The sequence below is a fragment of the Metabacillus sp. SLBN-84 genome (assembly GCF_053629595.1).
This window is the reverse complement of record NZ_JBRJIP010000001.1, coordinates 1,733,343-1,747,388: the sequence shown is the minus strand read 5'-3', so window position 1 is coordinate 1,747,388 and position 14,046 is coordinate 1,733,343. Positions and strand designations below refer to the sequence as shown.

Below are 14,046 nucleotides of genomic sequence, written 5' to 3'. Positions count from 1 at the left end.
TCTTAATTACAGAATATGTGCTTTCCAATCTGTTTAATTTGAGGACGTCCCCAAATCCATCCGCTTGTAGCTGTATCAGGGTTAAAGTAGTAAATGGCCCCTTCAGTCGGATCCCATCCGTTGATCGCATCCATGACTGCTTTTTTAGCTGTGTCGTTTGGGGTCAGCCAAATCTGGCCGTCAGCTACAGCTGTGAACGCCCGCGGTTCAAAAATAACACCGGACACGGTATTCGGGAAGGTTGCACTGTCAACACGGTTGATGATAACCGCTGCAACCGCAACCTGTCCGATATAAGGTTCGCCGCGCGCTTCCCCGTATACTGCATTAGCCATCAGCTGAATATCATTTTGTGAAAATCCTTCCGGCATATTGACTGCCGTTGTTTTTGCTTTGCTTTGTGATTTAGGCTGAGCCTGCTTCTTTGGCTGTGCCTGCTGCTTCTGCTGAGGTGCCTGCGCTTTTGGCTGCTGCTTTTGCTGCGCCTGGCCTGCAGGCGCTTTTTGGCCGCCTTTTTTTCCGTAGGTCGCTTTAAGCTTCGCCTTATATTCTTTTGAAGGAGCAACCTGTCTGTCGAGCGGCACGCCGCCATAATGAGTGAAATCTTTACCTTTGTTCAGCTGTCTGTGGACAAAATCACGGTAGTATTTTGTAGTCTGTGACAATTTATGCTTCGTTGCTTCTCCGACCAGACCATCAATCTCTTTCAGTCCAAATTCATATTGAAAATTGCGCACCGCCCAGTATGTGCTCCACCCATACACCCCGTCAATTGAACCATTATAATAGCCGTTGTACTGCAATCTTGCCTGCAGTTCCACAACATCATCGCCAACAGCGCCTTTTTGAATCACTTGATCCGAAAACGCATGGGCTTCATTTTGATTGAAAATCGTTAATTGAAAAACAAGGGCAATCATCACTGCACCCGCCGTCATCCAAATGAAACGTTTTTTCTGCATGCTGCTGCCTCCTCATGATTGATGAATTTCCTTACAACGTATTTTTTGTACTAATTGGTATTTTATACAGCATGTTTAAAAGTTCTGTTCATTTGGAGGTAAAATGGAAATGGCAGTTCAGCTGTAATCCTGAAGCTGAACCGCACTTTCCGCAGGTGGCGCAATGCGCAAAAAAAAGCAATCCTGCCGCAGGATTGCTTTTTCGGATCCGTATTTTATTGTTTTAAAGCGACTGCATACTTGTTATGTTTAATCATTCTCGCTTTTTTTGCTTTATGAAGGGAAAACCACCAGAGACAAAGCATAAATGGCACCATATAAAGCGGCCAGAGCTTGTGTGCAACAAGGATATAGTCATACAATCCATGCAAAATGACGGGAACCATTAACGAAAAAAGAATCCACTTTCTTTTTTCCGAGAGCCCGGAAAACTTTCCTTTTCCCATGTAATAGCCCATAATCACTCCAAATAATGCATGGCTGGAAACCGGCAGAAGCGCGCGGCCGACGGCAAATTCAAGTCCGTTTCCGATTAAGTATAAAATATTTTCAAGTGTAGCAAAGCCCAGTGATGAAGCGACCCCGTACACAATGCCGTCGTAATGTTCATCAAAATGAACATGCGGATAGATGGTGACAAACAAAATAAACCATTTGAAAAATTCTTCCAGAAGTCCGCTCGAGAAAAAAGCCAGGAGCACCTTAGAATCAATGATCTGTTCCGTCTCAAGCACATACTGAATAAACATGATCGGAAAAACAAGCAGCGCCCCGAATGCAAATGACCGGAACACCATGTAAATGGGCTCTGCTTCATATTGGTCTTTTAAATAAAAGTAACTTAAAATGGCTAAGCCAGGGGCTATGCCGGCAGAAATAATGGCAATCATCCGCAGGCCTTCTTTCTTCAAAATTCTTCTATTTATAATGGTATCATGTTATCGTAAAATTGAAAATGAATTGAGAGAAAAGATATTGAACAACCGGAGGGGCTTATGAAACATATTTTTGTCATCCATACAGGCGGAACCATTTCGATGAGCGAGGATGAAACAACCGGCGAGGTAAAGCAGGGCGAATCCAATCCGCTGCTTAAGCATTTGCTTACGTTTAACGATATTGTGATAACTTCAAAGGAACTTTTTTATCTGCCGTCGCCGCACATCACGCCAAAAGAAATGCTCGAACTTAAGGAAACGATCGAAAAAGCATGTCAAAAAGATCAAATAGATGGAATTGTCATTACACACGGAACAGATACACTGGAAGAAACCGCATACTTTCTTGACCTGACCCTGAATGTGAAGATCCCCGTTGTCATAACAGGCGCTATGCGATCCAGCAATGAGCTGGGATCGGACGGGCTTTATAATCTCGTGTCATCTATTCAAGTTGCTGCAAGCACTGAAGCTGCAGATATGGGCGTGCTTGTGGTGATGAATGATGAGGTGCACTCAGCAAAAAATGCGACCAAGACCCATACCAGCAATGTAGCCACCTTCCAAAGTCCCCAGTACGGACCGATTGGAATTGTCAACAAGCGCGGAGTATCCTTTCATCATAAACCTGTAAACCGCACTCATCTTAAAGCCGATCATCTCACGAAACAGGTTATGCTTCTCAAAGCTTATGCAGGAATGGACGACACCATCCTGAAGGCAATTGCCGAAGTGAAGCCTGACGGTCTTGTCATTGAGGCGCTCGGACAGGGCAACCTGCCGCCAACCTTGATGCCTTCACTTGCCATGCTGATGAAGGCAGGCGTTAAAATCGTCATTGTTTCAAGATGCTTTAACGGAATCGTACAGGACATATATTCTTACGAAGGCGGAGGAAAAACACTGAAAGAAGCAGGAATCATCTTCAGCAACGGCCTTAACGGGCAAAAAGCCCGCCTGAAACTCATGATCGCTCTTGAAACGACACAGGATGCAAGTGAAATTCAGGAGATTTTCTCTTTCTAAAATAAGATGCAAAAAAAAAAGACATCACCTCATCAAGTGATGTCTTTTTTTGCTGCGATATCCTCTGCAATCAGTCCGCCATGGAAACGGCCGTTTTCTATAAAAATTTCATTCGCGTTATTGCCTGCAGCGATGACGCCCGCAATATAAATGCCAGCTTCATTTGTTTCCATTGTTTCTTCTGAAAAAGCAGGACGTCCTGTAGCGGGATCAATGTCCACACCCATTTTGGTCAAGAAAGAATGATCCGGATGATAGCCTGTCATCGCAAAGACAAAATCATTTCGGATCGTCACTTCTTCTTTGCAGTCTTTTTCATAGACAACTGCATCCTCTGTTATCCGCTTTAAGAGTGAATGAAATTCCATTTTAATGGTTCCGTTTCTGACAAGCGCTTCAAATTCAGGTAGAATCCAAGGCTTAACACTCGGCGAATACGTTTGGCCCCTGTAAATAACCGTGACTCTCGCCCCTGAGTGCACCAGTTCAAGCGCCGCATCGACGCTTGAGTTTTTTCCGCCCACAACAACGACATCCTTATCAAAAAAAGGATGACCCTCTTTAAAGTAATGAAACACCTTTGGAAGATCCTCACCCTCAATGTTCATATAGTTAGGATGATCATAATATCCCGTTGCGACAATGACGTAATCTGCATTGTATGTATCCTTTGATGTTGAAACAATAAAGGACTGACCTTCCTTCGTGACGCCTGTCACCTTTTCAAAAGCATGAATTCTCAGACTGCTGCGCCTTACTACATCACGGTAATAGGCAAGCGCCTGAATTCTGTACGGCTTCCTGTTTTCAGTAATAAACGGAATGTCTCCTATTTCCAGCTTCTCAGCTGTACTGAAAAAAGTCTGGTGTGTAGGATAATGATAAATGGAATTGACAATATTTCCTTTTTCTATAATAAGGGCATCGATCCCTTTTTCTTTTAAAGCAAGTGCCGCCGCAAGTCCGCATGGACCTCCTCCGATAATGATGACCTCTTCTTTTTTCACCATGTTCACTCCTGAATTTCTGAATTTCTACTTTTTCTACATGCAAAAAAAATCTCCTACCGGTAATGATAGGAGATTTTTTGAACAGTTGCAAACAATTAACTTAAATCCAGCCTCTGAACCTTGATGCTTCCGCCATTTTGCGGACACCCACCATGTAGGCAGCAAGGCGCATATCGACGCGTCTTGTCTGTGACGCTTCGTAGATATTATTGAAGGATTTGACCATAACTTTTTCGAGCTTTTCCTCAACTTCTTCTTCCGTCCAGTAGTAGCCCTGATTATTCTGAACCCACTCAAAGTATGAAACCGTAACTCCGCCAGCACTTGCAAGCACATCAGGAACGAGCAGAATGCCGCGGTCAGTCAGAATTTGAGTACCTTCAATCGTTGTTGGTCCGTTTGCCGCCTCAACAACGATGCTTGCGCGGATGAGATGGGCGTTTTCTTCTGTAATCTGGTTTTCAATCGCTGCAGGTACAAGAATGTCGCAATCCAGCTCAAGCAGCTCTTTATTTGTAATCGTATCATTAAATAACTTTGTCACTGTACCAAAACTGTCTCTGCGGTCAAGAAGGTAGTCGATATCAAGACCATCAGGATCGTGAAGACCGCCGTACGCATCGGAGATTCCAATGACTTTGGCTCCTGCATCATGCATGAATTTCGCAAGGTAGCTTCCCGCATTGCCGAAGCCCTGAACGACAACCCGCGCCCCTTTCAGCTCAATGCCCTTCTTCTTTGCAGCTTCATGAATACAGATCGTAACACCTTTAGCTGTAGCTGATTCACGTCCGTGCGAACCGCCAAGTACAAGAGGTTTTCCTGTAATAAATCCCGGAGAGTTAAATTCATCGATGCGGCTGTATTCATCCATCATCCAGGCCATAATCTGTGAATTAGTAAAAACATCCGGTGCCGGAATATCTTTTGTCGGACCGACAATCTGGCTGATTGCTCTTACATAGCCGCGGCTGAGCCGCTCGAGTTCACGGAATGACATATCGCGGGGATCGCAGACGATTCCGCCTTTTCCTCCGCCGTATGGCAAGTCAACAATTCCGCACTTCAGACTCATCCAGATTGACAGCGCTTTAACTTCAGTTTCGGTTACGCCAGGATGGAAACGGATTCCGCCCTTTGTAGGCCCTACTGCATCATTATGCTGCGCGCGATAGCCAGTAAAAATTTTAACTGAACCATCATCCATTCGAACAGGTATTTTTACCGTCATCATTCTCATCGGTTCTTTTAGTAATTCATACACTTCTTCAGGATAACCCAGTTTCTCAAGGGCTTTATGTATCACCGTTTGTGTTGATTTCAGCACATCATGCTTTTCTCGTTTATGATTGGTGCTCTTTTCGGCTACCATCGCAGTAAACCTCCTACTGTCTCTTCAGGATGGGTGGAATGTCCACCTTTCATGACATAGTATACACCTTTGGCCCTTTTCTGCAAAGTAGAAATAGCGAAAAGAAAACGTATTTTTGTAAGCGATTTCAATGAAGTGGCGGATATGGATAAAACAGGGTTTAAACACATAAATAAAGTTCGAAAGCTTTGAATAGTAAGACATTTTTATTTAAAGAAGAACCCGAAGTCTAATTAAGACTGCGGGTTTTTCTTCCAGTAATAGGAATACAGCTTTTCAACAGCGAAGTCTTCAAGCAGGCACTTGCCGTACTCATGTAAGTAATGGATGGAAATCATCGACGGATTGCCGTATTCTGCGATAATGGATACAAGCGTATCGACATGTATTGGCTGGTGTTCATCGAGTATAAGAAAAAAACGGTTTTGATATGAGTAGACTGTTCCTTCCTTCAGACCCTGTGAATAAAGAGCATTTGTCAGCTGGATAATGTCTTCAAAATCATTAAATTCATACACAATGTCGCAATTCTGATCCAGCTTCACCTGCATTTCAATATAGTCATCCGCATAATCTTCATCTGATTCTTCTTCTTCATGGTTTTTGGTGACGATGATCACCATGCCTTGCGCCTGAAGAGAATAAACCTCTACGGCAATTGGGCCGCTCGCTTCAAATCCAAGCTCCTCACTTGCTTCGTCCATCATTTCCCTGAAAAGCTGATGCACTTTCAGAGAGTCTTTCCACAAGTCTTCTTTTGTCAGTCCTCTGTCCATTAAATCATCTATGGTTAAGAAGATTTTGATCTTGTTATAGTTCAATCGCTCTAGCCGCATCCCTTACCCTCCTGCCGTCAGAACGTACTTTTTTCTTTATCATATGAATTGCAGGCGGGATGGTTCGCCTGATTTTCAGCAAGTTTACACCGGCCGGACAGGTTTAGACAAGCAAAATGTTTCAGACAGACAGGCGTTCTTTCAGCCAGGTGTCCCACTCTTGTTTTGTATTGCCGACAAACATGCTCTCATATGGCTTCATGACATCTCTTGAAACCTTATTAAAGCCGTTTCCTCCAAGTCCAATAATCAGATGTTCATGCTTTCCTCTGAGTTCATCTGCAGATGCAATTGTCTTTTCAACATTTTCCTGCAGGGTGCAGGAGTAGAAAAGAAATTTCGGGTTCACTTCACCCAGAACAATATCTATATCTCCGTCTGCAATGCTTGTCCCTAAATAAATGACCTCAAACCCTTTTCTCCGCAGATAGAGGGTGAAAATCAACAGGCCAAGTTCATGCCATTCACCCGGTCCGCACACGGATACCACTTTGGGAAGCAGTCCGTTTACCGGAAGAGTATGAAGGATGATGCCGATTCTTGATCTGAGAAAAGAGGAAGCAAAATGCTCATGGGCAGATGTAATTTTCCCGTTCTCCCACAGATCTCCTATTTTAACAAGCAGCGTTCCGAGGATATCGATAAGCACTTTATCAATCGAGTAAAGGCTGAAGGCTCTGTTAAGCAGCTCATGAGCGGTGTTTTCATCAAAAGACAGCAGCGCAGTCAGAAGCTCCTCCGTTAAATCCATCGACCGGTCGACATCAGGTGCAGCTGAGACGCTGACAGGGTCTTCTGAAGGCAGTTCGCTGTGTTCAAGAAGATTGACAGCCTGGCTGATCGTAAACCCTTTATTCACCTTTGTGATCAGCCATTTTAAAATTTTTATGTGTTCTTCTGTATATAAGCGGTGGCCGGAATCATTTCTGACCGGTGCAATCATGTTATAGCGTCTTTCCCAGGCTCTAAGGGTTCCCGGCTGGATTCCAAGCATTTTGGAGACTGCCTTTATGTTGTATTTGCCTTCTTGACTGGACATATCAAATCCTCCAATTACAAAAATCACTGTAATCAAAGTATATAGGATTAAACACCTTGTGTAAACTTTGTATAACAGTTGAATAGTCTGTTTTCTGGTATTTTCTGATATAACGGGGCAGGTTTCTTTCAATGCGCTCTTTTCGGGTGCTGTCTGTGCAGGAAATAGGATGAGAGACTGTAGATGGCGGTAACACAGGCTATTCCGGCTGTTTGCCAGATGCCAATTTGGGCTAATAGGGCAAAATTCAAAAAAACACAAAAGGAAACTGCCGATTTTACTAGCTTCCTTCCATTCATAACAGCTTCTTTAAGCAAGGATGCGTGAAGAATAAAGGAGACCGTAAAAAAAACCATGCCCAAAAAGGATCTGCCCGGAAACAGGGCAAGCCCCATAATGAATTCAGGAAAATGAAAAGGCAGACGAACCGGAAGAAAGAAGCAGGACACACTCCCGGCAGCAAAGCCTGCGATAAGGCGCAGCAGCAAACTGAACAAAAAAACCCCTCCCCCACATCTTTATATGCAGGGAAGGGAGCTTTATTCATCTTCGTGAATGTCCAGAATCCGGAAGCCGGCTTTTTCAATTCGTTCAATGAACCTGTCTATATTGTCCTTTTTCTCAATTTTCATGACGATTCTTCTGACCATGCTCTCTGTTTCATCAAACGTAACCAGAGAAATAATATCTTCATGAAATTGTCTCGCAAGTTCAGTCAGCCTCGCAATCCTGCCTTCTGTTTCCACAGATGTAAAAGCAATTCTTACACCCTTTTTGTTCATTCCAAAAGCACTTTGAAATTGTTCAAGCACATCATAACGCGTCACGATTCCGAGGAATTCTTTTTCCTCGCCGACTACAGCAATCAGGGGATAATCCTTCAGCTGCAGGAGTGTATTTTCAAAAATTTCTTCGCCTTCAAGATAAACGTCAGTGTGTACAGCAATGTCCTCAGCCTTTTTTTCAGAAAGAAAGGCTTCTTTTTTCAATTCTGACTGGAAAAACTCTTCATAAAGATGAAATCTCGTGACAATGCCTATGTATGCTGCCCCTTTTAGGACAGGAACACCGTCAATCTTATGATGCTCCAATTTTTCAAGAACTGTTTTTAATGAATCGCCTGCTTCTGCATGTACCGTCCGGTTTTTCGGTATCATTGTGCTTTTGACAAACATCGCATCACCCCATTAACGTTTTAGCATACATTCGCTTTTATCTGTCAAATTCCTTTATGATTCATGCAATTATTTGCTTTCGAAATAAAGATTGATGTCATAATGCTTCTTCATCATGTCATAAACCTCTCCTCTTTTTTTCCAATGATACGGCTGCGGCCATAGCTCTGAACTTTTGCGGATGATTTCTGTGCGGAGGCCATGGTATTCCTTTTCATATTTTTCTTCTTTTTTCTTATAATAACGGGCTGTTGCATAGCCTGACCCAAGCAGCAGCACGATGAAAAAATGCAGAACGCTGCCGACCAGCTCTCCAAGCATATACTCGATATTGCTTCCATTGGGAACGACAATAAACTGATAAAAATACAGGAAATACACTAATCCGCCAAATAGTGTAAACATCTGCCACTTAAAACAGTTCTTTTTATACCTTTCGTACTTTCTTTTTTTATTCAGCACGCTCTGCAGCATTTCCCTTGTTGCCTGATCTGTCGACCCGCCAAGCTCCAGTATTTGCTTTTCCACATGCATCACATCTCCCGATCGAACAAATTGTCTATTAAACTATATGATGTTGTCCGCCTCCTTATGAAATGCATGTACAAAAAAACACATGCGTTTTTTTGCATGCGTTTTACTGTTTAAGCGGTATTTTCAGGACTTGTCCTTCGTACACACTGTCTCCGCTTAATTGATTCCATTGTTTGATCAGGTCCTCTCCAGATCGTCCCCCGTAGTATTTAACGGATATGCGGTACAGGTTATCCTCAGGTCCAACGGTATGTTCAACAATCCTGTAGTTCTCATTTGGTTCAGATGCGGCTGCCGGCTCCGGCTTTGGCTCTATTTTCGGCTGAGGTTCCGGCTTTTTATCAGGCTCTTTCTCCTGAAGGTCTTTGCCGGCAGAAAGATCTGCAGAGGCTGTCATTGTATCTGTTTTTTCGGTTTGATCCTCTGAGCCGGCAGCAGAATCGCTTTCATCAGGGGCCAGGCTTGATTGGTCCTCTGTTTCCTGCTCTTCATCATCGCCGTATTTTATCAGCACGTCTTCATAATCGGAAATATTTTCACCATCAACCGTTTTGCTGCGTTCATCAAAATACGAAATGGTGTAGTAAAACCCGATGGGAAGAAGAAAAAAGAAAATGGCAAGCAAACTGACTGCCGGATATTTATAGGGTGACTTTTTTTTCTCTTTCTTTTTGTGAATCTCGCTTCGTGAAGGATAGCTCCCGGTCCGGGATTTCACGTCTTCAATTTTTGCTTTTTTGGCTAAAGCCGCTCTTTCCATTCTGCTCATCTTGTCACCTCCGTCTTATGTGATTCAAGCGAATTTGAATGGCAAACACTAAATCTATTAAAAAATGGGCAAATACCGTTACAAATAAGTTCCCAGTCTGCTCATACACGTATCCGAGCAGCAGGCTGATCAGCACCACCATGCAAAAAAGCAGCCATTTTGACAAGTATCTGAAATGGAGAACTGCAAAAATGAGGCTCGCTGCCCAAAACCCGAAATGTGTCTGCAGAATTCCTCTGAAAAGCACTTCTTCTGTAAAAGAAATCAGCAGGCACAGAAAAATGATGTGGGGAACAGAGCGGTTCCTGAACATTTTTTCATTGATTCCGCCGTCATCATACATATCTTCAGGCATCGTCTTCATGATGATCCAGTCAAATATAAGAACAGCTCCTGCTGTCAGTCCCCCAATAAGAAGGATCTGGCCGGTGTCAGGCTTCCACAAGCCCGCAAAATCTGACACGCCGTTAAATAATATCATACTCAAAACAGCGGAAATTGTAAGTAGTAAAATTTGAGTAAAGTAAAGCTGCTTCAGCAGCTGACTGTCACTCATGCTTTTAACAAGATCATTTTGACGCTTTACCATGCTATCACTCGTTCTGGCCAAATACAGCCTTTAATTCTGTTTCCCAGTCAGGCAGCTGGTCATCCGTCCTTTTCTTTGACTGTTCCTGTTTTAGAAAAGACAGGCTCACACCGCATCTGTCACAGCAGAATTCCTGTTTTTGAAATGTTTCTTCCCCGAAGTATGCCAATATCCCTTTTCTTCTGCACTCCGGTGAAGACAGCCAGTGCAAGACGCCGTCAAGCTTTTCCAGTTTCAATCGGCGCCGGTTTTCAATGCGGGAAAAAATCCAGTCGACAGCTTTCTGTTCAGAACCGTGAATCCCATTTTCAAATGATGGTAAATGATGAAGGATAAACCTGCCCTGAATTTCATTGATCCCCGCCCTGTTAAACGCATCTTCGGGGGCCATTCCGGATGACATGGCATACATGCATTCATGGAGCTGGCTGTAGGTGCAAAACTCAGAATCGATCATGGATAAAGGGAGATCGCGGTCTCCTTTTCCAATCAGTGCGACGGCAGCACTTGGCAGCCCGTCTCTTCCCGCCCTGCCGATTTCCTGAACATAGGATTCCATTTGAGCCGGAAAATGAAAATGAATCACATACCGCACATCCGCTTTGTTTACTCCCATCCCGAATGCGTTCGTACAGCATACAGCATCCAGCTGTCCGTATAAAAACTGATGCTGAATCAGCGTCCGCTGTTCCGGGTCCATGCCTCCGTGATAGAAAGCTGTGTTTTTAATGCCTTCAGCCTGTAAAAACAGCGATATGCTTTCTGTCCACTTTCTGCTTGCACAATAAATAATTCCGGGTCCCTCAAGGGTCCGCACCAGCTCAAGAACCCGCTGAAGTTTATCTTCCAGAGATGAGTATTCCTCAATTTTGATGCTGATGTTGCTTCTGTTCACTGAATAGACGTGCCTGATTGGTTTTGTCATGTTCAGTGATTGTTCAATGTCTGCTAAAACCTCTTTTGTTGCCGTCGCCGTCAGGGCAAGACAAGGGGGATTGCCGAGGCGTTCTCTAAGTTCGCCCAATTTCGAGTAGTCCGGCCTGAAATCATGGCCCCACTGGGAGATGCAGTGTGCTTCATCGACAGCAAATAAGGATATTTTGACTTCAGCTAGCGCGGAAAGAACCGCTTCAGACTGAAGGATTTCCGGTGAAGCAAAGATAAACCTGTACTGATTTAAATGAGAAAGAGCCCTCTGCCTTTCAAGATATGGAAGAGAGCCATTTAGACCAATCACTCTTTTTTCACCCCGCAGGCGAATTTGCTGCACCTGGTCTTCCATAAGCGAGAGCAGGGGGGAAATAATCAGAACGGTCCCCTCAAGAAGATAGCCTGGAAGCTGATAGCACAGCGACTTTCCCCCTCCGGTCGGAAGCATGGCAAGGACATCCCGGCCTGAGAGGACATCCCGTACGATCGTTTCCTGCCCTTCCCGAAAGTGATCATATCCAAAATAGCGGGACAATGCCTGCTGAACGTTCATAGCATCCTCCTAGGTCCTTGTGTAGGCAAGCCTGATCTGAAAATAGCTGAACCGGTTATCTAAAGCCTCTTTTACGATTCTCAGCTGATGGGTATTCAGGTCATGAATCTTGCGTGTAATCAAAGCAAGCCCCTCTTCTTCAAGAAACATTGAGATATCAAAACCTGGGTCATTTAATGAGATCTCGACAATGTGGTCTTCTATCGTGCTTCTTTTTAAACGCCTGATGTCAGAAATCGTTTCAACCGACTTTCCTGAGCGGATCAAATGAAGTGTTTTGGAAGCAGATTCAGTCAGAGAATCGCTTTTTGTCAAATCTTTTGAAACGGCATGCAGTATCGGATAGGCGTGAACATTTTTCGTTGATTCCTTTAAAAAACGGTGAACAAGCCCCCAGAACTTGAGCCTGATGTAAACTTCATCGTCATTAAACTTCTCGGCAAGCTGCTGGTAGGTGAAGCCGATTCTGCTTTTGGAACTTAATTGATACACCCACATAGCGGCCGCTGTATTGTCAGCCTGCTTCAGAAATGCCTGCATCTCCTGATACATGCTGAAGGCAAGCTCTTCTTTTGAGAATGGCATCCCTTTAAGATAGGATTTCACCCATCGCTGCACTTTCTCGTCTTTTATCACAGGCAGATAGCGCGCACTCCCGGCTGCTGCATGAGAAAGCACCTGCGCAAGAAGGACGGTCCGCTTCCAAAAATGCACACCTGCCTGCGAATAGAGGGTGCCGTCCAAATCTTCGGGAAGCGGCTTTTCCTTTAACCTATTTTCTTTATGAATGACGGCATCAGGATTCGGCCGGCAGACATCGCCTTCACCGGGAAGCAGCCACCCTTTCTTTACTAGTCCCACGATGGCTGCATCAAATTCTTTTCTTGAAAGATCGGGAAACATTCCGAAGAGGCGGGACAAACCGAAAAGCTTGCTGTCCTGAATGGTCTGGGAAGATTTTTTCCCTTTCAGCAGATGAAAGACCGCAGATGCAGTCCGTTCGCCTCTGAACCCATCAAGGCATTCCAAGTAAATACACTCCATATAAGTATCTGTCATGGTCATCACCCTGCACTTTTTGACACGATTCGATATATGTTCATTGTAACAGATTCTGTATAAAAAAAGGCGTTTAAAGTTGCGTTCAAAGGGTACCTTAAATACTAGAAACCCTTATATGATAAGCATTCTCAATGTACTTTACTATTGAAAAGTTTTATAAACAGATTTACAATGTATAAATATAAAGAGGTACGCACTCGTTCAGACTTTCATTTCTTATGCACTGACAAATGAATGACAGTACCATATCATAGAGTGTAACCAATTCAGAGGAGGTTTTTTTGATGGCAAAGTATACAATTGTTGACAAAGATACGTGCATTGCTTGCGGTGCTTGCGGAGCTGCTGCACCGGACATTTATGATTATGATGATGAGGGGATTGCATTTGTAACCCTTGATGATAACCAGGGAATTGTTGAAGTTCCTGAAATTCTTGAAGAAGACATGATGGATGCATATGAGGGCTGCCCGACTGATTCCATTAAAATTGCTGATGAGTCATTTGACGGCGACGCATTGAAATTTGAATAGCATACGAAAACCCTCCGCATCTGCGGAGGGTTTTTTAATGGGCTTAAGCAGCCCGTTTATAGTCGTTTTGAGCATGAACCCATGTTTTCAGCTTGGCGAATATCGCCATAAACACAAAGCCCATCGCAATTCCTTTAATTAAGTTAAACGGCAGAATACCACTAACAATCAGCGCTTTAAGCTCAGGCGCTGCCATTGCCGGTGCATTCAGGAACCACGTGTAGGCAGGAATAAACAAGTAGTAGTTCAGGACGCTCATAGCACCTGCCATGAGGACAGTTCCTGCTGAAAGACCGATTGCAAGACCTTTCATGCTGTTCATTCTTCTGTACAGATAGGATGCCGGCAGAATATAAAGAACACCGGCGGTGAAGTTAGCCAGCTGCCCGACAGGCACTCCAGCTGCATTTCCCATGATGATATAGTGAAGAATGTTCTTCAGCGCCTCGACCATAATTCCTGCGCCAGGTCCGTAAAGAATGGCTGCAATAATGGCCGGCACGTCCCCAAAATCAAGCTCCAGAAAGCTTGAAAAACCAATCGGGAAATTAAAAATCATTAACACAAACCCTACACTGGCAAGCATCGCAATCGATACCTGCTTTTTGACTTTACTTTGCTGCATTGCTGCTTCTCTCCTTTTTCGATCCATCCGGAAAGAAAGGATACGTCCTGTTTTTCCCTGACAAATAGAAAACCCCAAGTGACGATTCACTAT

At 44.0% G+C, this 14,046-nt stretch carries 16 protein-coding genes; 2 read left to right on the top strand and 14 right to left on the bottom strand.

Annotated features, from left to right (window positions below; translation table 11 throughout):
- Positions 1-2: 2 nt before the first annotated feature.
- Positions 3-920: a spore cortex-lytic enzyme gene (gene sleB / locus RKD52_RS08835; protein WP_454101174.1), complete on the bottom strand. Its 918-nt coding sequence runs from the start codon at positions 918-920 to the stop codon at positions 3-5.
- 257 nt (positions 921-1,177) lie between these two features.
- Positions 1,178-1,852, bottom strand: a complete 675-nt coding sequence (gene prsW / locus RKD52_RS08830) for a glutamic-type intramembrane protease PrsW (RefSeq protein WP_454099424.1) — start codon at positions 1,850-1,852, stop codon at positions 1,178-1,180.
- Between the two features lie 105 nt (positions 1,853-1,957).
- Here prsW and RKD52_RS08825 point away from each other — a divergent pair, with 105 nt between their 5' ends.
- The gene (locus RKD52_RS08825; protein ID WP_454099423.1) at positions 1,958-2,926 is read left to right on the top strand and encodes an asparaginase; all 969 of its coding nucleotides are present in this window, start codon (positions 1,958-1,960) and stop codon (positions 2,924-2,926) included.
- A gap of 32 nt (positions 2,927-2,958) precedes the next feature.
- Here the strand turns inward: RKD52_RS08825 and RKD52_RS08820 are convergent, their stop codons facing one another.
- The 11 genes from RKD52_RS08820 to RKD52_RS08770 form a co-directional block, all read right to left on the bottom strand.
- Entirely contained in the window at positions 2,959-3,936 is a 978-nt protein-coding gene (locus tag RKD52_RS08820) for a YpdA family putative bacillithiol disulfide reductase (protein WP_454099422.1), read from the bottom strand.
- A 100-nt stretch (positions 3,937-4,036) separates the two neighbouring features.
- Complete coding sequence (locus RKD52_RS08815) at positions 4,037-5,308, bottom strand: Glu/Leu/Phe/Val family dehydrogenase (protein ID WP_454099421.1); 1,272 nt, start codon at positions 5,306-5,308, stop codon at positions 4,037-4,039.
- A gap of 233 nt (positions 5,309-5,541) precedes the next feature.
- Positions 5,542-6,144, bottom strand: coding sequence for a genetic competence negative regulator (locus tag RKD52_RS08810; RefSeq protein WP_454099420.1), 603 nt, complete (start codon positions 6,142-6,144; stop codon positions 5,542-5,544).
- Between the two features lie 121 nt (positions 6,145-6,265).
- Positions 6,266-7,183, bottom strand: a complete 918-nt coding sequence (locus RKD52_RS08805; protein WP_454099419.1) for a MerR family transcriptional regulator — start codon at positions 7,181-7,183, stop codon at positions 6,266-6,268.
- A 128-nt stretch (positions 7,184-7,311) separates the two neighbouring features.
- Positions 7,312-7,680, bottom strand: a complete 369-nt coding sequence (locus tag RKD52_RS08800) for a hypothetical protein (RefSeq protein ID WP_454099418.1) — start codon at positions 7,678-7,680, stop codon at positions 7,312-7,314.
- A gap of 42 nt (positions 7,681-7,722) precedes the next feature.
- The gene (locus RKD52_RS08795) at positions 7,723-8,358 is read right to left on the bottom strand and encodes a CBS domain-containing protein (protein ID WP_454099417.1); all 636 of its coding nucleotides are present in this window, start codon (positions 8,356-8,358) and stop codon (positions 7,723-7,725) included.
- A 69-nt stretch (positions 8,359-8,427) separates the two neighbouring features.
- Positions 8,428-8,886 carry a DUF2663 family protein gene (locus RKD52_RS08790; RefSeq protein WP_454099416.1) on the bottom strand — a complete coding sequence of 153 codons (459 nt, stop codon included), beginning with the start codon at positions 8,884-8,886 and terminating at the stop codon, positions 8,428-8,430.
- 109 nt (positions 8,887-8,995) lie between these two features.
- Positions 8,996-9,661 carry a LysM peptidoglycan-binding domain-containing protein gene (locus tag RKD52_RS08785; RefSeq protein WP_454099415.1) on the bottom strand — a complete coding sequence of 222 codons (666 nt, stop codon included), beginning with the start codon at positions 9,659-9,661 and terminating at the stop codon, positions 8,996-8,998.
- A 4-nt stretch (positions 9,662-9,665) separates the two neighbouring features.
- Entirely contained in the window at positions 9,666-10,250 is a 585-nt protein-coding gene (locus RKD52_RS08780; protein ID WP_369733790.1) for a CPBP family intramembrane glutamic endopeptidase, read from the bottom strand.
- A 4-nt stretch (positions 10,251-10,254) separates the two neighbouring features.
- Positions 10,255-11,733, bottom strand: coding sequence for a RecQ family ATP-dependent DNA helicase (locus RKD52_RS08775; protein WP_454099414.1), 1,479 nt, complete (start codon positions 11,731-11,733; stop codon positions 10,255-10,257).
- 9 nt (positions 11,734-11,742) lie between these two features.
- The gene (locus RKD52_RS08770) at positions 11,743-12,792 is read right to left on the bottom strand and encodes a helix-turn-helix domain-containing protein (RefSeq protein ID WP_454099413.1); all 1,050 of its coding nucleotides are present in this window, start codon (positions 12,790-12,792) and stop codon (positions 11,743-11,745) included.
- A gap of 287 nt (positions 12,793-13,079) precedes the next feature.
- Between RKD52_RS08770 and RKD52_RS08765 the strand changes: the two genes are divergently transcribed.
- Positions 13,080-13,328 carry a ferredoxin gene (locus tag RKD52_RS08765; RefSeq protein WP_029280187.1) on the top strand — a complete coding sequence of 83 codons (249 nt, stop codon included), beginning with the start codon at positions 13,080-13,082 and terminating at the stop codon, positions 13,326-13,328.
- A 43-nt stretch (positions 13,329-13,371) separates the two neighbouring features.
- Here the strand turns inward: RKD52_RS08765 and RKD52_RS08760 are convergent, their stop codons facing one another.
- Positions 13,372-13,953: an ECF transporter S component gene (locus RKD52_RS08760; RefSeq protein ID WP_454099412.1), complete on the bottom strand. Its 582-nt coding sequence runs from the start codon at positions 13,951-13,953 to the stop codon at positions 13,372-13,374.
- Between the last annotated feature and the right edge of the window lie 93 nt (positions 13,954-14,046).

Coding starts and splice junctions, on each gene's coding strand:
- sleB (WP_454101174.1), bottom strand. CDS start 920: ATGATTGCCCTTGTTTTTCAATTAACGATTTTCAATCAAAATGAAGCC.
- prsW (WP_454099424.1), bottom strand. CDS start 1,852: ATGATTGCCATTATTTCTGCCGGCATAGCCCCTGGCTTAGCCATTTTA.
- RKD52_RS08825 (WP_454099423.1), top strand. CDS start 1,958: ATGAAACATATTTTTGTCATCCATACAGGCGGAACCATTTCGATGAGC.
- RKD52_RS08820 (WP_454099422.1), bottom strand. CDS start 3,936: ATGGTGAAAAAAGAAGAGGTCATCATTATCGGAGGAGGTCCATGCGGA.
- RKD52_RS08815 (WP_454099421.1), bottom strand. CDS start 5,308: ATGGTAGCCGAAAAGAGCACCAATCATAAACGAGAAAAGCATGATGTG.
- RKD52_RS08810 (WP_454099420.1), bottom strand. CDS start 6,144: ATGCGGCTAGAGCGATTGAACTATAACAAGATCAAAATCTTCTTAACC.
- RKD52_RS08805 (WP_454099419.1), bottom strand. CDS start 7,183: ATGTCCAGTCAAGAAGGCAAATACAACATAAAGGCAGTCTCCAAAATG.
- RKD52_RS08795 (WP_454099417.1), bottom strand. CDS start 8,358: ATGTTTGTCAAAAGCACAATGATACCGAAAAACCGGACGGTACATGCA.
- RKD52_RS08785 (WP_454099415.1), bottom strand. CDS start 9,661: ATGAGCAGAATGGAAAGAGCGGCTTTAGCCAAAAAAGCAAAAATTGAA.
- RKD52_RS08780 (WP_369733790.1), bottom strand. CDS start 10,250: ATGGTAAAGCGTCAAAATGATCTTGTTAAAAGCATGAGTGACAGTCAG.
- RKD52_RS08775 (WP_454099414.1), bottom strand. CDS start 11,733: ATGAACGTTCAGCAGGCATTGTCCCGCTATTTTGGATATGATCACTTT.
- RKD52_RS08770 (WP_454099413.1), bottom strand. CDS start 12,792: ATGACAGATACTTATATGGAGTGTATTTACTTGGAATGCCTTGATGGG.
- RKD52_RS08765 (WP_029280187.1), top strand. CDS start 13,080: ATGGCAAAGTATACAATTGTTGACAAAGATACGTGCATTGCTTGCGGT.
- RKD52_RS08760 (WP_454099412.1), bottom strand. CDS start 13,953: ATGCAGCAAAGTAAAGTCAAAAAGCAGGTATCGATTGCGATGCTTGCC.